Annotated in this window: 19 protein-coding genes; 9 read left to right on the plus strand and 10 right to left on the minus strand. The window is 59.5% G+C overall.

The annotated features are described in order from the left end of the window. Positions 1–22: 22 nt before the first annotated feature. The 6 genes from betA to G6R15_RS01535 all read right to left on the minus strand — a co-directional run bounded on the left by betA (position 23) and on the right by G6R15_RS01535 (position 6,520). Positions 23–1,681, minus strand: a complete 1,659-nt coding sequence (betA, locus tag G6R15_RS01510; RefSeq protein WP_164658022.1) for a choline dehydrogenase — start codon at positions 1,679–1,681, stop codon at positions 23–25. 96 nt (positions 1,682–1,777) lie between these two features. After that, positions 1,778–3,286: a choline-sulfatase gene (betC, locus tag G6R15_RS01515; RefSeq protein ID WP_164658023.1), complete on the minus strand. Its 1,509-nt coding sequence runs from the start codon at positions 3,284–3,286 to the stop codon at positions 1,778–1,780. Further along, positions 3,283–3,855, minus strand: a complete 573-nt coding sequence (gene betI, locus G6R15_RS01520; RefSeq protein ID WP_164658024.1) for a transcriptional regulator BetI — start codon at positions 3,853–3,855, stop codon at positions 3,283–3,285. The genes betC and betI overlap by 4 nt, the downstream gene beginning before the upstream one ends. A gap of 73 nt (positions 3,856–3,928) precedes the next feature. Further along, entirely contained in the window at positions 3,929–4,927 is a 999-nt protein-coding gene (locus tag G6R15_RS01525; RefSeq protein WP_164658025.1) for a DUF1036 domain-containing protein, read from the minus strand. Between the two features lie 39 nt (positions 4,928–4,966). After that, a complete protein-coding gene (locus G6R15_RS01530; protein WP_240336640.1) occupies positions 4,967–5,881 on the minus strand; it encodes a DMT family transporter in 915 nt (304 codons plus the stop codon). A gap of 39 nt (positions 5,882–5,920) precedes the next feature. Continuing rightward, on the minus strand, positions 5,921–6,520 hold the full coding sequence (locus G6R15_RS01535; protein ID WP_164658026.1) for a LysE/ArgO family amino acid transporter: 600 nt from the start codon (positions 6,518–6,520) through the stop codon (positions 5,921–5,923). Positions 6,521–6,610: 90 nt separating this feature from the next. On the opposite strand from G6R15_RS01535, the gene G6R15_RS01540 reads away from it, so the two are divergent. Genes G6R15_RS01540 through G6R15_RS01550 form a run of 3 tightly spaced genes read left to right on the plus strand, consistent with a single transcriptional unit; the run spans position 6,611 to position 9,108 of the window. Continuing rightward, positions 6,611–7,495, plus strand: coding sequence for a LysR family transcriptional regulator ArgP (locus tag G6R15_RS01540; RefSeq protein ID WP_164658027.1), 885 nt, complete (start codon positions 6,611–6,613; stop codon positions 7,493–7,495). Between the two features lie 38 nt (positions 7,496–7,533). Further along, complete coding sequence (locus tag G6R15_RS01545) at positions 7,534–8,226, plus strand: nitroreductase family protein (protein WP_164658028.1); 693 nt, start codon at positions 7,534–7,536, stop codon at positions 8,224–8,226. Between the two features lie 33 nt (positions 8,227–8,259). Beyond that, positions 8,260–9,108 (plus strand): hypothetical protein, encoded by an 849-nt coding sequence (locus G6R15_RS01550; protein WP_164658029.1) that lies wholly within the window; start codon positions 8,260–8,262, stop codon positions 9,106–9,108. Between the two features lie 116 nt (positions 9,109–9,224). Here the strand turns inward: G6R15_RS01550 and G6R15_RS01555 are convergent, their stop codons facing one another. After that, positions 9,225–10,226 (minus strand): isopenicillin N synthase family oxygenase, encoded by a 1,002-nt coding sequence (locus G6R15_RS01555; protein ID WP_164658030.1) that lies wholly within the window; start codon positions 10,224–10,226, stop codon positions 9,225–9,227. A 139-nt stretch (positions 10,227–10,365) separates the two neighbouring features. Here G6R15_RS01555 and G6R15_RS01560 point away from each other — a divergent pair, with 139 nt between their 5' ends. After that, positions 10,366–11,250, plus strand: a complete 885-nt coding sequence (locus G6R15_RS01560) for a LysR substrate-binding domain-containing protein (RefSeq protein ID WP_164658031.1) — start codon at positions 10,366–10,368, stop codon at positions 11,248–11,250. Here the strand turns inward: G6R15_RS01560 and G6R15_RS01565 are convergent. Beyond that, positions 11,247–11,699: an SRPBCC family protein gene (locus G6R15_RS01565; RefSeq protein ID WP_164658032.1), complete on the minus strand. Its 453-nt coding sequence runs from the start codon at positions 11,697–11,699 to the stop codon at positions 11,247–11,249. The genes G6R15_RS01560 and G6R15_RS01565 overlap by 4 nt on opposite strands. 112 nt (positions 11,700–11,811) lie before the next feature. On the opposite strand from G6R15_RS01565, the gene G6R15_RS01570 reads away from it, so the two are divergent. Further along, positions 11,812–12,495, plus strand: a complete 684-nt coding sequence (locus G6R15_RS01570; protein ID WP_164658033.1) for a YafY family protein — start codon at positions 11,812–11,814, stop codon at positions 12,493–12,495. 79 nt (positions 12,496–12,574) lie between these two features. On the opposite strand, the gene G6R15_RS01575 is transcribed toward G6R15_RS01570, so the two are convergent. Further along, entirely contained in the window at positions 12,575–13,315 is a 741-nt protein-coding gene (locus G6R15_RS01575) for a YebC/PmpR family DNA-binding transcriptional regulator (protein WP_164658034.1), read from the minus strand. Between the two features lie 273 nt (positions 13,316–13,588). After that, positions 13,589–13,726, minus strand: coding sequence for a hypothetical protein (locus tag G6R15_RS01580; protein ID WP_164658035.1), 138 nt, complete (start codon positions 13,724–13,726; stop codon positions 13,589–13,591). Positions 13,727–13,857: 131 nt separating this feature from the next. On the opposite strand from G6R15_RS01580, the gene G6R15_RS01585 reads away from it, so the two are divergent. The 4 genes from G6R15_RS01585 (at position 13,858) to G6R15_RS01600 (ending at position 19,098) form a co-directional block, all read left to right on the plus strand. Continuing rightward, positions 13,858–15,630 (plus strand): SLC13 family permease, encoded by a 1,773-nt coding sequence (locus tag G6R15_RS01585; protein WP_164658036.1) that lies wholly within the window; start codon positions 13,858–13,860, stop codon positions 15,628–15,630. A 125-nt stretch (positions 15,631–15,755) separates the two neighbouring features. Continuing rightward, entirely contained in the window at positions 15,756–16,490 is a 735-nt protein-coding gene (locus G6R15_RS01590; protein ID WP_164658037.1) for a glutamine amidotransferase, read from the plus strand. 69 nt (positions 16,491–16,559) lie between these two features. Next, positions 16,560–17,423 carry a bile acid:sodium symporter family protein gene (locus G6R15_RS01595; protein ID WP_240336641.1) on the plus strand — a complete coding sequence of 288 codons (864 nt, stop codon included), beginning with the start codon at positions 16,560–16,562 and terminating at the stop codon, positions 17,421–17,423. A 13-nt stretch (positions 17,424–17,436) separates the two neighbouring features. Beyond that, the gene (locus G6R15_RS01600; protein WP_164658039.1) at positions 17,437–19,098 is read left to right on the plus strand and encodes an FAD-binding dehydrogenase; all 1,662 of its coding nucleotides are present in this window, start codon (positions 17,437–17,439) and stop codon (positions 19,096–19,098) included. Positions 19,099–19,100 lie beyond the last annotated feature (2 nt).

A 19,100-nucleotide genomic window follows, 5' to 3' on the forward strand; every position in this document is an offset into this window, starting at 1 on the left:
TAAGAAAGGTTAACGCCCGCTGTCACCTTTGTGCGGTTTCCCAGTTCGGGTTGATCCACGGTGCATCATTGGCCCGCGCCAGCGCCTCGCGCCCCAACAGGTGATCCGACATTTTCTCGCCCACCAAGATCGATGGCGCGTTGAGGTTGCCGTTGGTAATGCGCGGAAAGATCGAGCTGTCCGCGACGCGCAGACCATCCACACCAATCACCCGCCCCTCGGGGTCGACCACGGCGTTTGCATCATCTGCACGTCCCATCCGGCAGGTGCCGCAGGGGTGATAGGCGCTCTCAACGTGTTCCTTGATGAACCCGTTCAACTCCTCATCGCTTTGCAGCGCATCGCCCGGCTGGATCTCGTGCCCTGCGAAGGGTTCGAATGCCTCTTGTCCGAATATCTCACGGGTCAGGCGGATACAGGTGCGGAACTCTGCCCAGTCTTGTTCATGACTCATATAGTTGAACAGGATCTTGGGCGCATCCTCGGCCCGATTTGATCTCAGCGTGACCGCGCCGCGCGATTTGGACCGCATCGGGCCAACGTGGGCCTGGAAGCCGTGTCCCTCAGCCGCAGCCTGCCCGTCATAGCGCACCGCCATCGGCAGGAAATGGTACTGGATATCGGGGTATTGTACACCTGCTTGCGACCGGATGAAGGCCGCGCTTTCAAACTGGTTCGAAGCCCCCAAGCCGGTCTTGGTGAACAGCCATTGCGCCCCGATGGCCCCTTTCGAGATCAGGTTCCAATGCTTGTAGAGCGTGATCGGTTGGGTCGCGGCCTGCTGGATGTAAAGCTCCAGATGGTCCTGCAGGTTCGCGCCCACACCGGGGCGATCCGCAACCACGTCAATGCCATGCTCGGCCAGATGCGCGCCCGCTCCGATGCCCGACAGCATCAGCAGCTTGGGCGAGTTGATGGACGAGGCCGCCAATACCACTTCGCGCCGCGCGCGGATGATTTCTGACTTACCGCCCCGGACGACTTCAACGCCGGTTGCACGCCCCTCTTCCATCACCACACGGGCGGCCAGCCCCTTGACCAGATCACAATTCGGGCGTTTCAAAGCAGGCCGCAGATAGGCGTTGGCAGCGGACCAACGGCGGCCCTTGTAAACCGTCTGCTCCATCGGACCAAAGCCCTCTTGCTTCTCACCGTTATAGTCGCTGGTGACTTCGTATCCGGCCTGCTGACCAGCATCGACAAAGGCCTTGAACAGCGGATTTGCGCGCGGGCCGCGTGTCACATGCAGCGGGCCATCGGTGCCGCGCCACGTGGGATCGCCGCCATGGCCGCCATCGTGCCAGGTTTCCATCCGTTTGTAGTAGGGCAGCACGTCGGCATAAGACCAGCCATCGGCGCCCATCTCGGACCAATGGTCGAAATCCATCGCGTGGCCGCGCACATAAACCATGCCGTTGATCGAGGACGACCCACCGATCACCTTGCCGCGCGGACAAGCCAGTTGGCGGCCATCCAGATGCGGTTCGGGCTCGGACTGATAGCCCCAGTCGTAGCGTGCCATGTTCATCGGATAGCTCAGCGCTGCGGGCATTTGGATGAACGGTCCCACATCGGTGCCGCCATGTTCAATCACCAGCACCGAAGCCCCGGCTTCGCTTAGGCGATAGGCCATGGCGCAGCCGGCGGATCCGGCCCCTACGATGACAAAATCTGCTTCCATATCTCAGGCTCCTGCCAAACCCGCCGGGGTCGCCCGCAATACGGACGTCAAATATTCCATGCCTCCGGCGGGAGTATTTTCAAAAAGGTGAAGGGGCTATTCGCCACGCGGGAAGCGTTGGCTGTCCTCCAGATTGTCCAGATTCATATGATTGCGCATGTAGCGCTCGGATGCTTTTTGCAGCGGCTGGTAATCCCACGGATAATAGCCACCCTGCCGCAGCGCCTCGTACACCACCCAACGGCGGGCCTGACTGGCGCGCACATCCGCGTCGAAACTGTCCAGATCCCAACGGGCCTCGGACTTGGCCTTGATCGTGGCCAGCGTGCCCGCATGGGCCGGATCGTCTGCCAGGTTGGTCAGCTCATGCGGATCGGTGTCGAGGTTGAACAGCTGATCAGGATCCAGCGCGCAACGGTTGTATTTCCACGGGCCATAGCGCAGTGACACCAGCGGCGCATAAGACGCCTCGGCCGCGTATTCGATCGCCACAGGTTCAGTCCGCTCGGTCCCCTGCGCCAGTGGCACAAGGTTAATGCCATCGGTCCACGGCGCGATCTCGGCCATGTCCACGCCCGCAAGCGCGCCCAAGGTCGGCGTCACGTCGATGGTCGACACCGGCGTGTCGATCTTACCCGCAGGCATGTCGGGTGACGAGATCATCAGCGGCACGCGCGCCGAGCCTTCGTAAAAGCTCATCTTGAACCACAACCCGCGCTCGCCCAGCATGTCGCCGTGGTCCGAGACGAACATGATAATCGCCTCTTGCCGGGTGGTTTCCAGAACCTCGAGGATCTCGCCGATCTTGTCATCCAAATACGAGATGTTGGCGAAATACGCCTGACGCGAACGTTTGATGTTCTCTTCCGTGATATCAAAGCTGCGCCAGTCGTTCGCGTCAAAAATCCGTTTCGCGTGGGCGTCGTGATCGTTGTGGTCCATCGCCGGAATTTCGGGCAGCAGATGCTCGCAATCCTCGTAGAGGTCCCAGTATTTCTTGCGTGCCACGTAGGGGTCATGCGGGTGGGTAAAACTGACAGTCACGCACCACGGGCGCTCATCGTTAGCGCGCGCCAGATCATAAAGCTTGGCGGTGGCGTTGTAGGCAACCTCGTCGTCGTATTCCATCTGGTTAGAAATCTCGGCGACCCCTGCCCCGGTGACAGAGCCCATATTGTGGTACCACCAGTCGATCCGCTCGCCGGGTTTGCGATAATCGGGCGTCCAGCCGAAATCAGCCGGGTAGATGTCGGTGGTCAGTCGGTCTTCGAACCCATGCATCTGATCTGGCCCGACAAAATGCATCTTGCCCGAAAGGCAGGTGTAGTACCCCGCACGGCGCAGGTGGTGGGCATAAGTTGGGATGTCCGAACGGAACTCGGCCGCGTTGTCATAGACGCCAGTGCGCGAGGGCAGTTGGCCAGACATAAACGACGCACGGCCCGGCGCACATAACGGCGATGCGGTGTACGCGTTGGTAAAACGGGTCGAGCGTTCGGCCAGCTTTTTCAGGTTCGGCGCATGCAGCCACTCAGCGGGACCGTCAGGAAAGAGGGTTCCGTTAAGCTGATCCACCATCAGGATCAGGATGTTGGGGTTTGTCATTTTCCGCTCTCGATCAAGGTATTCAGAACGCGCAGGGCGTGGGTGACGGCCAGTTCCGGCTTTTCCGGGGCGCTGAGCGCAGCGCGGATGTAAAGACCGTCAATCAGGGCGATCATGTTCTCCGCACCCTCAATCGGGTCAGTCAGCAAAGGGCGCAAGGCATCGACCAGGTTCGAACGAATGCGCGCCTGATAGATCTGCCACAGGCGCAGCGCATCATCGTTGGTTTGGGCCAGCACATAGAATGTCATCCAGGCCGCAATCACATCCGGCGTAAAGCAGGATGGGGCAAAACAGGCACGGATGATGGCCTGTGCCCTATCGTGGCGCGGCGCTGCTTTCAGCTCGCTCCGTGCTTCGGCGCCGAAATCCGTCAGGATGCGTCGCATGGCGGCCAGAAAGATCTGATCCTTGCCGCCAAAATAGTGATGTGCAAGCGCGCTGGACATGCCCGCACGCTTGGCGATCTGGCTGACGGTGACGTCCAGCGATTTGGTGGCACCAAGCTCGGCAATCGTGGCGCGCACGATGGCATCCCGGCGAATAGGCTCCATTCCAACTTTGGGCATTCATGCGTCTCCGACAAAGGCTGAAGGAAACGCTAGGCTCTTTTTATTGACTCGTCAATCAAGAACCCACGGATCAGTCTACACGCAGATATCGCAGCTCATTTCCGCGCGGCAGATGGATCATGTTCAGGAATGGCCCGTCGATCTTTACGTCGCCGTAACAAGTGGCCTCTGGTTCGCCCCCAAACCGCACGGTCAGATAAGGCCCACCTTCGGAGAAATCATTGCATGTGGCGCTAACACGGATCGAGGCGCTGTCTACCACCTGAGTATCGTAAGTCAGATCAAGCAGCGAACCGGTCAGCGTCAAGCCAGCAGCGGCATCATCGCGTGATTGCCATTGGCCTTGCATGTCTTGCAACAGATCATCCGCGTCCTCCCATCCACGTGCAAAAAGCTTGTAGGGCACCAGATCGGCGGTGCTGTCATGGATCGCCTCTAGATCCCCATGCACAATAACCGGGCTACCTGGGCGAAATCGCTCGACAAAGGCAAAGGCTTCTTCTCCCTCGCGGCCATCCTGTCGAAAGAAGATCTGAACGCCATCAGCAAAAATGCTGCAAACCTGCTGCCCCCTATCGGTCTTGCAGGACTGGAAATTTCCTGCCGCGCTGTAGGGCTCACCATGTTTACCGGGGGGAACATAGGCCGGTTCGCGGGGGGCTGTCGGGCGAGAGACAGTGGCCAGGTAGGTGACGTGGTCTTTTTCGGTCTTGCCGGTATCAAGTTCCAGGAACTGACCTTGCCCGTACCCTCGTCCGCTGCAATCCTGATCGCCCGCAATGTCAAATACATCCGCCAGAATGCAGAAACCGATCCCCTCGTGATCAAACGACCACTCGTCAGCCTTGGCCATCAGGTAGTAGTATCGGTTGACCAGATCCCCGGCCAAAACCGTGACACATTGGTCGGGTTCAATGTTCCACCACCCCTGCGACAGCCATCCTTCACCAGATTTATACCCAATGGCGACAGAGTGCAGTTCCGTAGTGTCATTGCAAACTGCCAATCCTGCAACAGCAGGGCCCGCTGCCATCAATCCAAGGCTCAAGGTGAATGCGCGCAAACTCATGCCGTCACCCTAGGAGCATGCCCCCTGTGCTGACAACCATCAGAGCTTGGGTGAGTTGGGGTTCGGTGTGATTTCACGGCGCTTCAACACCGCCTCGCGCCAGGTGATGAAGCTGATGGCGGCCAGGATCAATGTGCCGCCGAAAACAACCCACATGTCTACGCCTTCATCAAAAATCAAAACGCCCAGCAGCGTGGCCCAGATCAATTGCAGAAATGTCACTGGCTGCGTCACGGCCACCGGCGCCGCCTGCATTGCCAGCGTCATGAAATAGTGGCCACCCGTCGCAAAAGAGGCGACCGCAAAGAGAATGGCGAGTTGCGGCAATGTGGGTGTCACCCAGACTGTAATGGCAAAGGGCGCAATGCCGATTGTGACGAAAATCGACATCATCGCGACGACAACCACGGGGCTGATCTCTTCGACCAGCATTTTGACCATCAGATAAGACACGCCCATGCCCAGCGTCGTGCCTAACATGGCCAGGTGGCCCGGACTGATTTCGCGAAAGCCCGGACGTAGAATAATCATCGCTCCGATCAGGGCCACGATGATCGCGGTGATCCGACGCGCCGCCATCGTCTCGCCCAGAAACAGCGCCGCCCCGATGGTGACATAGACCGGCGTAAGGTAGTTCATCGCCGTGACCTCGGCCAAGGGGATTTGCGTCATGGCAAAGAACCACAGCATGACTGCAACGCTATGGATTGCGCCCCGCAGGCTGAACAGGCCCCACTGGCGCGCCGTCAATCGCGTACGGATCAACGTGCCAAGCGCGGGCACAAAGAACACCAGCCCCAGCAGATAACGCAGAAAGGCCGATTGCGTGGGGTGCATTGTTGCCCCCATCGACTTCACCAGTGCCGTCATGACCACAAAAGACAACCCTGCCGCCAACATCCAAAGTATGCCAGCGGTCGTGTTTGTCGTGGTGGCTGCGCTGCTTTCGCTCATGTGCCCCTTGAACACCCAATCAGGCATCGGGGCAACCCATCACATTGCAACAAGTTTTAGGGCAATTCCCCACATTACGACCCCAATTCCAGCATCCAGAACCCGCCACGCCCGCGGTCGGGCAAAAAGCGGTCCCACAGCGCGCGCGCCATAGCCCAGTGAAAAGAAGAACACAAAGCTCGCCAGCATAGCCCCCAAGGCAAAGCTCACCCGATCATCATATTGGGCGGAAATCGACCCCACCAGCACAACCGTATCAAGATAGACATGCGGGTTAAGCCAGGTGAAGGCCAGCACTGTGGCGAGCGTCGCGGTCAGTCCGTTCACGCGCTCGCCCTGCGTTTTCATGCTGGAGCCACCGCGCCAAGCCGAGCGAAAACTCATGGCGCCGTAGCACAGTAAGAACAGCGCCCCACCATAACGCATCGCCGGTTCGAACCAGGGCACAGCGTTGGCCAGAGATCCCATGCCATAGACGCCCGCCGCAATCAGCAGGGCATCGGACACGGCACAGGTCAAACAAACGGCAAAGACATGCTCTCGCCGCACGCCTTGACGCAGAACAAAGGCATTCTGCGCGCCGATCGCCAATATCAGGCTGAAACCAAGGGCAAATCCGGGGACAAAAGATGTCAGCATGAAAGATCCTGTTGCAAGGTACCCGGTTTGACTAGAACCTGTTACTTGCGTAGTCTAGTTAAAGATAATTAGCCCAGATAAGCACAACTAATGCAATTCGATCCGCAGCACCTTGCCGCCCTGTCCGCCATCCTTAGCCGAGGGAGCTTCGAGGCCGCCGCCGCCGATCTGGCGGTCACGCCATCCGCCATTTCGCAACGAATTAAAGCGTTGGAAGACCGCATCGGCGCATCGCTTATCAACCGTGGCACGCCCTGCACCGGCACCAGCGCCGGGATCAGATTGGCCAAACACGCCGAGGATGTGGGCCTGCTAGAGGCACAAGTCAGCCGCGAACTGTCGCTTGAGGCCGCACCGGGCCCGGCCCGCCTGCGTATTGCCGTTAACGCCGACAGCCTGGCCACCTGGTTTGTCAACGCCATGGCGGCTGTCCCGGATGTACTGTTCGATCTGGTGATCGACGATCAGGATCATTCCGACGACTGGTTGCGGCGGGGCGAGGTCAGCGCCGCGATCACCGCATTCACCAAGCCGGTGACGGGCTGCGACATGACCTCGCTTGGGGCACTGCGCTATATCGCGACAGCCAGTCCGACCTTTGTCGAGCGTTGGTTCCCCGATGGCGTTACCCCCAAGGCATTGTCTGTTGCGCCTTGCCTGACATTCAACGCAAAAGACAGATTGCAACGGGCGTGGCTGCAGGAAAATTTTGACGCCCGCATCTCTCCACCCACGCATTTTCTGCCATCCACGCAAGCCTTTGTGGACGCGGCTCGCCACGGGATGGGCTGGGGCATGAATCCTGCGCAGTTGGTACGCGGACCTATCCGCAACGGGCGGCTGACGCCGCTGATCCCCAAAACACCGCTGGATGTGCCGCTGGCATGGCAGGTCAGCCGCATCATGGGGCCCGCGCTCGAACCGGTTACAAAAGCTGTCAAACAGGCCTCAACCAAAGGGTTGATCCCCGATTGAGCCCGGCCAATAAAGGCGCAACACATGAAGGATTCCAAATGTTTGCCCGCGAAGACCTGACCTATACAACCCTGCCTTTGCCCGACCGCGTCAACCTAAGCGACGACGAAATGCGCCAGGCGGCGCAAGCGTTTTACGAGGTCATGCGCAAACGCCACACCGTGCGTGATTATTCGGATCGCCCTGTTTCGCAAGCCGTGATTGAAGATTGCATTCGCTCCGCAGGCACCGCGCCATCAGGGGCCAATCACCAGCCCTGGCACTTTGTCGCGATCAAGAATCCGGCCCTGAAGCAGCGAATCCGGGAAGAAGCCGAAGAAGAAGAGCGCCGGTTCTATGCAGGCGGTGCCGGCGACGAGTGGATCAAGGCGCTGGAGCCGATTGGGACAGACGCCATCAAGGAGCATCTAACCGTGGCTCCGTGGCTGATTGTGGTCTTTGCCCAACGCTGGGGCCAGTTCGACGATGGGACGCGGTTCAAGAATTACTACGTCCCCGAAAGCGTCAACATCGCCACCGGTTTTCTGCTGGCGGCTCTGCATCATGCAGGCCTGAGCACGCTCACCCACACGCCCAACCCCATGCGGTTCTTGAACGAAGCGCTGGACCGGCCCGCATCCGAAAAGCCCACAATGATCATTGCCGTGGGCCACCCGTCCGAAAATGCGACAGTGCCGGAAGTGGCCAAAATGAAAAAGCCCTTGGACGAGATCCTGACCATCTGCGATTGATCCACCCGTCGGTTTGCGCGCATGGTTGTGATCATGCGAACCAATCCGACCTCTGCTTCTTTGCCTCATGTCTTCTGGCTCTGGGTCGCCTTGCCGCGAATGGCCATCCTTGGGGCGCTGGCCCTGATCGGGGCGTCCGTGACGTTGCCCGCGCTGATCCTCTACCCCCTCTTGACGGTGGATATCGTGATCTTCGGCTGGCAGGTCGTCTGCTTCCAACGCAGCGCCGATGCCCATGTGGCCGGTCACGGGGGAATGGCGGCGGTCTGGGGCGGCTACCTGGCGCTTCTGGTTGCCGCGGGGCTGGGCGTTGCGACATGGTGGGGGCTGACTCTTGACGCACATGCGCCGCCAGAACAGGAGCTTTTCACCGATCGGATGGACCGCGAACATGCGGCCACCTACCGGTTGGAGCTGTCCCAGGACGGAACCACGCTGATGTTCGAAGGGGCGATCACCTTTGGCCTCACCCGCCGCGCGACGGCGCTGGCCGACTCTGCGCCGCACTTGCAACGCGTCACCCTCGACAGCCCCGGTGGCCACATCTATGAAGCGCGCGGTTTTGCCAAACTGATCCGTCAGCGCCGTTTTGACACCCAAGCCGCCGGAGATTGCTCGTCGGCCTGCACTTTACCATTTGTCGCGGGTCACAGGCGAAGCTTGGCCCCTGGCGCGCGCCTGGGCTTTCACCAATACGCGCTGAACTTTGACAACGCCCTGCCACAGATCGACCTGAAGAAGGAGCAAGACAAGGATCGCGCCCTGTTTCGGGATCAGGGCGTGAGCCAAACCTTTCTGGACACTATGTTCAACGCGCCCAGCACGGGTCTTTGGTATTTGGCCAACTCCGAGGCACGCGATGCAGGCTTGGTTACGCCATGAAGTCACCGCCAGGAACTCCAATGCGTTCTGCGGTGGCGCGCCGCGCCGCAGGCGAGGCGCGCGGCCCAACTGAGCAAGGGCCCGTCAGGGCGCGCTGCTAGGGCGGGAGCCACCCTTCAACCGTGTTTCACAGCCAAATGCGGAAAGCTGTCGACAAAGCGAGCGAATTTGTGACGCCCGCAGGTCACCGGTTCATAGCGCGCGGGATTGTCAGCTGAGACACAGACCGGCAAGGGTGCAAACTCTGCGTCGTAATCCGCGTCGATGAAGAACGGGATCGAATAGCGTTCACGCCCGCTGGTGTTCACCACTCGATGCAGGTTGGCCAGGTACATATCGTTGGTCAAACGCTGCACCAGATCGCCAATGTTGATCACAAAAGTGCCCGGAATAGGTGGCCCCTGCACCCAAGCACCGTCGCGGTTCATCACTTGCAATCCACCCACGTCATCCTGTGCCAGAATGGTCAGGTTGCCATAGTCCGTATGCGCCCCGATCCCCATGACGCTTTCGTCGATCTTACCGGTTTGGGGCGGATAATGCAGCAATCGCTGGATGCTGATCGGGCCCCGCATCTTGGCTTCAAAGAAGGTCGGCGTCAGATCAAGGCTCTGCGCAATCCCGCGCAACAGGATAGCAGACAGCCGCTTCATCTCCTCGTGATAGCCATGGATCGCAGCGCGAAAGTCAGGCAGGGCCTCGGGCCACTGATTTGCGCCAAAGAACGGCACATCGACGCCGGGCGTTTCCGGGCCGATGTCAAAACACTCTTTCAGGTCCCTGGTCTTGGTCGGGTCGGTATTCTCGCCAAAGATCTCGATGTATCCACGCATCGCAGCGCCCGAATTGCCGATGTGCAGCTTCATCTTCTCATCCAGCGGCAAGTCAAAGAACGCGCGGGTCTGGACAAAAGCCACCTCCACGGCCCGGGCCGCAACCCCATGGTTCTTGACGTACATGAACCCCACATTGGACAGCACCCACCGGATTTCTTTGGCGACGCGCGCCGGATCGCTGCCATCCACCAAGGGGGCAAGGTCGACCACTGGAATGCGATCAAAAGATTGGCGCGTGGCGCGCAGACTGTCGTCGAGTTGGGCCAGGGCGGTCTGGGACATGGGGTTCCTCCATTCTTGTGCTGTCAGAAACACGAGAACTGCCCCTTCTGACAATTGCGAAAAAACTCACCATGCATTAATTCAAGTAAGCCATGACCCCAAACGATGTTGAAGCCCTGCACCTTGAGAAAGCACAGCCATGCCAAAGCGCCCATATGACCTTCTTCCGCTCAGCGCCTTGTCCAGCTTCGAGGCCGCCGCCCGCCACGAGAGTTTCAAATCCGCCGCGCAAGAGCTGAACGTGACCCCGGCCGCCATCAGCCATCAGGTCAAAGCGATTGAGGTTGAACTGGGCCAGCAACTGTTTCACCGCCATCAGCGCGGGGTCGAGCTGTCCGAGACCGGTAAGATGCTGCAACTGGCCATTCAACGCGGATTTGAACAGATTTCAAACATAGTAACGCAACTTCGGCAAGACAGCCAAACGCGAGCTGTGACCATCGGAGCCACAACCGCAGTCTCATCATTGTGGCTGACACCCCGGTTGGCGCGGTTCTGGAAACGGCACGGCAACATCGCGGTCACACAGAACGTGTCCGACACCGATCACATGCAGGCGGGTTGCAACCTTAGCATCCACTATGGCGACATGACCCGCGACAGCGGCGACTGCCGCCCGCTGTTTCGCGACCGGATCGCCGCACTCGCCAGCCCTGCCTTTGCCGCCGAACACCCCGCTGCGACATTAGCAGATCTAGCCCATTTTCCCCTGATCCATCTGAATGCACCGGACGAGCGTTGGACGGATTGGCGCACCTGGTGCACAGCGCTAGACTACGATGGCCCCATTGGCGAAGGGCTGCGGGTCAACAACTATACCATCGCCCTGCAAGCCGCTCAGGATGACATGGGCGTTGTACTGGGCTGGAACGCCCTGACCGCGCCCCTGGTGCAATCAGGCGCGCTGGTGCCGCTACTGACACACGACATCGGCGCACCGTTGGATTTCTACATCAAGACGCATGCTTCGGCCAACGACCGTGCAATCCTGCTGCGCGATTGGCTGTTGAACGAACAACCTTAGCTTCGCTGTGCATGTACCTGTTCAGCCAGTCCCCGTAAGTTCCCGTCGATGATCTTGCCCATCATCATCTTCATCAACGTCTGCCCCAACAGCCAGCCCAACAGGCCGTATTTGACGTGACAATCAAAGCTCCAGATCACAAGTGTCTGACCGCCAACAGATGTGATGTGAATGTCTGCCGAAGCTTCATGGAGCGGCATCGCAGCCATCTCCGACAGCTTGACGGTATAGCCGTGCTGCGGCACCCAATCCGTGACCTCCTCGACCAAAGAGGTGCCGTTCTTGAATTGGTTCCGGCGCTTTGACCCAACCCCGATGTCTCCGGTCATCAGCGCATCCACCGAGACGATTTCGGGCGCAAAGCTGTCGATCTGCATAAAGCGACCCAAAACTGTCCAGACCTCGTCCTGGGTGGCATCAACGCTCAGGTTGCGTTCGAAATGGATCATAGTGTGGCTCCGTACGGTAGGGACGAATTGCGTGATTGCCTGTGTCTGCGCCTGTCCTAGAATTGTCCTGCTCTCACCGTTGTGACAGTAGAGTGAGAGGAGGATGCAAAAAATGCGCAGCACGGAACGCCTTTTCCAGATTATCCAGATCCTACGGTCCACAAAGGCACCGATCACAGGACGCGAGCTTGCTGATGAGTTGGAAATTTCCCTCAGCACCCTGTATCGCGACATGGCCGAGCTGCACGCCCAGCGCATTCCAATCACGGGCGAAGCAGGCGTTGGCTATGTCCTGGACGACGGTTACGATATGCCGCCCCTGATGCTAACAGCGGACGAGTTGGAGGCCGCAGCTCTTGGCGCAGCTTGGGTCGCATCTGAGGCCGATCCTTCCCTATCCCGCGCCGCCCGCGATCTGGTGGTAAAACTGTCTGAAGCCATCCCCAAGGAACTGCGCCCTGTCGTGCTCGACGGCAGCTCAAAACCGATCCAGACCCACGCAAAAGTGCAGGAACGTTTTGACGGCGCCCTGCTCCGCCATGCCATTCGCAAGCGGTACAGGCTGCAACTGGTCTATGCGGATCGCGAAGGTCAAGTGACCGACCGCATCGTCTGGCCGCTGTTCATCGCGTTTCTGGACCGTGCACGGTATTTGGTCGGCTGGTGCGAGACCAAGCAGGACTACCGGCATTTCAAAACTGAACGCGTACAGGAGTTGAAAGTTTTAGGGGACAAGTATCCCGGTCGACGGGCCGCTCTTTTGAAGGGGTGGGAGGCAACTACGGCGCGCCGTTAAGTCAGCCGGTCACTCAAAAAAGAAAAGCGCCCATCACGAGCGGGTCGTGATAGGCGCAAACCAACATCAGCAGATAAACTTACAGCTGCTCCATGACCTCATCCGAGGCTTCAAAGTTGGCTGTGACCCGCTGGATGTCATCGTCGTCTTCCAAGGCGTCGATCAGCCTCATCAGCTTTTGCATGCCTTCCAGATCCAGCTCGGTGGTGGTGGTGGGTTTCCACACCAATTTGGTCGAGTCCGATTCGCCCAAAGCCGTTTCCAGCGCGCTCGACACGTCGTTCAGGTCGGAGTCGGCACAATAGATGATGTGCCCATCGTCCGAGCTTTCGCAGTCTTCGGCGCCTGCTTCGATGGCGGCCTCGAACACGGTGTCCGCATCGCCTGCTTCGGCGTTGTAGATAACCTCTCCCTTGCGGTCGAACATAAAGCCAACCGAGCCGGTTTCGCCCAGATTGCCGCCGTTCTTGGAAAACGTCGAACGCACGGTCGATGCGGTTCGGTTGCGGTTGTCGGTCATCGCCTCGACAATCACGGCTACGCCACTGGGGCCATAGCCCTCGTAGCGGATTTCTTCGTATTCATCCCCCTCGCCCGCCTGCGATTTCTTGATCGCGCGGTCGATCACGTCCTTGGGCACCGACTGCGATTTGGCCTCTTTCACGGCCAGACGCAGACGCGGGTTTTTTTCAGGATCGGGATCGCCCATTTTGGCGGCCACGGTGATCTCTTTGGACAACTTGGAAAACAACTTGGACCGCAAGGCATCCTGGCGGCCCTTACGATGCTGGATGTTTGCCCATTTTGAGTGGCCGGCCATGTGGTGCTCCTGCAAGAATTTGGTTTCGCAGGCCTCTATAAATCAAGCAGGGGGCCAGGTTCAAGCTTCCGGCACCCTGATTAGGGCGCAGATCAGCTGTCCGGGCTCACATGTTTGGCAATTGCCTGCTGGGCTGACACCATTTGCAACTCGGTTTCGGGCTTTTCGTTGTAATTGGGATAGGCCGCGTTCATGGCCATCACCACGCCCCCGTTAGATCAGACGGTCAAACAACAACAGCACCAGGTCGATCTTGTTGCCTGCAAAGTACCGCTACAACGAGCGCGGCAGCCCCGCCTCTTCGCCCACTTTGGCCAGTGTCAACTTTGCCAACCTATCGCGCAGAACAATCCGTCCCAACGCATCCAGGATCTGCGCCTTGCGTTCGGTTTCCATCTTGGGGCGTGCCATTTGTGTCGACCTCGTCGTTTCTTGTCAGTTAGACAATCTTGGTTTTATACGACCTCGCGTCATGAAATCCTGACCCGGTAAGGCGCGAATTCCCCGTCGCACCTTTGGGTTGAACCGGCTAGTGTGCGCCCATGACGACAGATCAGATCATTTTGTTTTCGCTATTCGGCTTGGTGTTTGCGTTCCTGTTGTGGGGGCGGTTCAGGTACGATCTGGTGGCGTTCACAGCGCTGATGCTTGGAGTTGTGCTGGGGGTTGTTCCCGTCGCGGACGCTTTTGCCGGCTTTGGTCATCCCGCCACCATCGTTGTGGCGCTGGTGCTGGTTGTTTCGGCTGGCCTGGTCCGATCCGGCGCAGTCTTTCTGATCACCCGCACGCTGGTTGATGCCTCGCGCGGGCTGGGATCACACATCGCGCTGATTGGCGGAATCGGCGCGGTTCTGTCCGCCTTTATGAACAACGTCGCCGCGCTCGCCTTGCTGATGCCCGTCGACATCCAAACCGCGCGCAAAGCGGGCCGCGCGCCGGGCCTCAGCCTGATGCCGCTGAGCTTTGCGACCATCCTGGGCGGCATGGCCACGCTGATCGGCACGCCTCCCAACATCATCATCGCCTCGATCCGGCAAGAGGCCGTGGGCGAGCCGTTCGCCATGTTCGACTTTGCCCCGGTGGGCGGGATTGCCGCCATCGCGGGGCTGATCTTTGTCGCCCTGATTGGCTGGCGGCTGATCCCGACCCATGGTGACGACCAAGAACCGACCGAGGCCCTGGCGCAATACATCGCGGAGCTGACGGTCCCCGAGGACAGCCCCCACATCGGCAAACGCCTGGCCGAACTGGACGAAACGGCCGAGAAGACGGACATCGCTATTCTGGGCCTGATCCGCGACGGCAAGCGACGCTATGGCCGCGCCGCCAACGCCATTCTGCGGGCCGGTGATGCGCTTGTCCTGGAAGCCGCACCCGAGGCACTGGACGAATTCCGCACCGCGCTGAACCTCGATTTTTCGGACAGCCGTCGCCAAGAGGTGTTAAAGGCAGCCGGAGATGGCCTTGAAGTGATCGAAGTGGTCGCAACCGAGCACAGCCGGATCACCGACAAGACGTCGCAATCCATCGGTCTGGCCTGGCGGCAGAGCACTGTGCTGATGGGCATTTCGCGCCAAGGCAAGCGGATTACCAAACAGGTCCGCAAGACCGAAGTTGAGGCGGGAGACATCCTGCTGTTGATGGTGCCCCGCGAACGGGGGCCGGATGTTACGGAATGGCTGAGCTGCCTGCCACTGGCCGAACGCGGCCTGAGCGTGACAGCCAACGAAAAGGTCTGGCTTGCAATGGGCCTATTTGCGGCAGCTGTCATGGCGGCTTCGATTGGGCTGCTCTATCTGCCAATCGCTTTGGGGCTGGTTGTTGTCGGCTATGTCCTGACCAAGATCCTGCCGATTTCTGAAATCTACGATCACATCGAATGGCCGGTCGTGGTGTTGCTGGGGTCAATGATCCCGCTTGGGGCGGCGTTGGACAGTTCGGGCGGGACGGAACTGATCGCGGGTAGCCTGATTTCACTGACAAATGGCTTGCCCGCTTGGGCGATCCTGACGGTTCTGATGGTCGTGACCATGACCCTGTCGGACGTGCTGAACAACACGGCAACAACGATCGTAGCCGCGCCGGTGGGCATCCAGATGGCCAACACACTTGGCGTCTCAGCAGACCCTTTCCTGATGGCCGTCGCCGTGGCGGCCTCGGCAGCTTTTCTCACCCCTATCGGGCACAAGAACAACACGCTGATATTGGGGCCGGGCGGCTATCGCTTTGGCGACTATTGGCGCATAGGGCTGCCGCTCGAGGTGCTGATCGTCGCCGTGTCCATCCCCGCAATCCTGGTGTTCTGGCCGATGTGACGGGACAAGAATTTTACGAAAAATTCTTGGCAAAAGCCTTTGATAAAGGCTTTTATTCAGGGATTTTCAAAATCCCTGCCCCCCTTTTCGTTTCAAATCTTTCGCTCCCCGGATATGTCGGCCAAATGAAACCGTTCCTGATCTTGCAGCTTCGCCCCGAAACCGACGCCTCGGATGCCGAGTTCGCCTCGATCCTCAAGCAGACCGGCCTGTCGGCTGAGCGCACAGTCCGCGTGCGACTGGATTGTGAAAACTTGCCTGGGGACTTGAATGTCACCGACTACGCCGGTGTCATCGTCGGTGGTGGCCCCGGCTGTGTCAGCGACGACCCGGCCACCAAATCGGACCTGGACGCAAGGGTCGAGGCGGCGGCGTTGTCGCTGATGCCTCAGATCACTGCGCTGGATCACCCCTTTATAGGGTGCTGTTATGGCCTGGGTATTCTCGCCACGCATCTGAACGGCGATGTGTCCAAGGCGCAGTATGGCGAGCCGGTTGGCCCGTCGCTGTGCACCCTGACACCTGATGGTGAAAAGGACCCGCTGACCGCAGGTCTCAAGCCCGTATTCGACGCCTATGTTGGCCACAAGGAAGCAGTGCAAAGCTTACCCGAGGGCTGCGTGCATCTGGTCTCCTCAGTCTCCTGCCCGATCCAAATGGTGCGGTGGGGACAGAACGTCTATGCCACGCAATTCCACCCCGAAGCCGACGCAGATGATTTTGAACAACGCATCAATATCTACCGCAACCACGGCTATTTCCCGCCCGAAGATGCCGAAACCCTGATCGCCGCTTGCCACAGCGCCGACGTGACCGAGCCCGGCAAGATGCTGAAACTTTTCGTGCAACGATACGGATAACCTTGCGGCATCCCCCATTGCCCAGAGTGTGGTCGCCCGCTTAGGCTGGCCAAGTCGACTTTGGGAGTGGTGAATTTGGATTTTCTGATCAACGTGGGTCTGCCGCTGTCACTGGCGATCATTATGCTTTCGCTGGGGATCGGACTTGAGGTTGCGGATTTCAGGCGGGTGCTGACGCGCAGGCTTCCCTTTGCAATCGGGGCCATCAGTCAGGTGATCGTGTTGCCGATGGCAACATTTGCTCTGGTCACGGCCTTTTCTTTTCCCGCCGAAATCGCCGTGGGTTTCATGCTTCTCAGCTTCTGTCCGGGCGGCGTGACCAGCAATATCCTGGCCAAACTGGCAAAGGGTGACGTGGCCCTGTCGGTAACGCTGACAGCGGTAATCAGCCTGCTTTCGATCCTGACCGTGCCAGTGCTGGCTACTTGGTCGGTGACCCATTTCATGGGCGAAGCCGCGCCCGAGGTCTCGATCAGTGGCCTGGCGATTGCCATGTTCCTGATCACTACCCTACCCGTCGCCATTGGTGTAACCGTCCGGCACTATTTCAAGGGCCCGGCAATAGCCATCGACGGGCCACTATCCAAACTCGCCGCCGTACTTTTTGTGTTGATCGTGATCACGGCACTGGCCGGAAACTGGCAGCTGTTCATCGACAATCTCGGCGTCATGGGGGCCGGCCTGATCTCGCTCAACGTGATCCTGCTGCTGATCGGATTGGGGCTATCGCGCATCGCCGGGCTTGGCTGGACCGAGACCAAGACCATCGCGATCGAAACCGGCATCCAGAACTCGGCCCTTGGCATCACACTTGCCGCGTTGATCACAGCGACCACCAACGGCCTAAGCCCGCTGGCGCTGCCCGCCGCCGTCTATGGGATCACGATGTATTTCGTCTCTCTCCCGTTCATCCTCTGGTTTCGCAGCCGCTGAAGGAGCCTGATCCATGACCACCAACACCGCAGATGCAATCGTTGTGGGCGGGGGGCTGGCCGGGTTGGCCGCCGCTGCTGAACTGGGTGACCGAGGCAAAAAGGTCATCCTGCTGGATCAAGAACCCGAGAGGTTTTTGGGCGGCCAGGCGTTCTGGTCCCTCGGTGGTCTCTTCATGGTCGACACGCCTGAACAGCGCCGCATGGGCATCCGCGACACCGCCGATCTAGCATTGCGCGACTGGATGGGCAGCGCCCAATTCGACCGGGCTGAGGACGCATGGCCCCGCAAATGGGCCGAGGCCTATGTGGAATTCGCCGCCGGAGAGATGCGCCCCTGGCTGCACGAGATGGGGCTGCGCTGGTTCCCGGTCGTGGGTTGGGCCGAGCGCGGCGGGTCTTATGCCAACGGTCACGGCAACTCTGTCCCGCGGTTCCACATCACCTGGGGCACCGGGCCGGGCGTCATCGAGCATTTCGTGCGCCGTGTGCGCGAACACGCGAACGCCGGGCTGATCGACCTGCGGTTCCGCCATCAGGCCAGCCACATCATCATGCAAAACGGTGCGGCAACTGGTGTTTCGGGCGAGGTGCTGTCCAACGACGGGGCCGAGCGCGGCAAAAAGACCAACCGTGACGAAGTGGGGGAGTTTGAGGTTTATGCCCCCTCAGTCATCGTCACCTCGGGTGGCATCGGCGGGAATTTCGATCTGGTGCGCCAATCCTGGCCGCGTGAACGGCTAGGTGAACCACCAAAAGAGATGGTCGCAGGCGTGCCGTTTCATGTCGACGGCCGCATGATCGCGATCAGCGAAAAGGCCGGCGGCCATGTGATCAACGGCGACCGCATGTGGCATTACACCGAAGGAGTCAAGAACTGGGATCCGATCTGGCCCAGTCATGGCATCCGCATCCTGCCGGGGCCAAGCTCGATGTGGTTCGACGCCACGGGAAACCGGCTGAAACCGCCTTGCTTGCCTGGATTTGACACTCTGACCACGCTCAAAGAGATCCTGAAGACCGGCTATGAATACAGTTGGTTCGTGCTGACCCAGAAGGTGATCAAGAAAGAATTCGCGCTGTCCGGCTCGGAACAGAACCCCGATTTCACCTCGGCGAAATGGTCCGAGGTCATCCGCCAACGAATCCTGTCGGGCAAGAAGGCCACTGGCCCCGTCGAGGCATTCAAGGAAAAAGGCGAGGATTTTGTCGTCGCCAACACCCTTGGCGATCTGGTGCGTGGCATGAACCAGATGGGCGGTGACCTGATCAACGAGGATCACCTGCGCGCCCAGATCGAAGCACGCGATGCGCAGATGGACAACCCGTTCAGCAAGGACGCGCAGATCATGGCCATTCATGCGGCGCGCAACTATCGCGGCGACCGGCTGATCCGAACGGCCAAACCGCACAAGTTCCTTGATCCAAACAACGGCCCCCTGATCGCGGTCAAGCTGCACATCCTGACCCGCAAGACGCTTGGTGGTTTGCAGACCAATCTGGACAGTCAGATGATCGGTGCCGACGGCCAGGTCGTTCCCGGCCTCTTTGCAGCCGGAGAGGTCGCAGGATTCGGCGGTGGCGGCTACCACGGCTACAACGCTTTGGAAGGCACCTTTTTGGGTGGCTGCATCTTCTCAGGCCGCAACGCAGGCCGCTCCCGCGCCATCGCATAAGC

The sequence above is a fragment of the Tropicibacter sp. Alg240-R139 genome, from assembly GCF_900537075.1.
Taxonomy (GTDB): Bacteria; Pseudomonadota; Alphaproteobacteria; order Rhodobacterales; family Rhodobacteraceae; genus Falsiruegeria.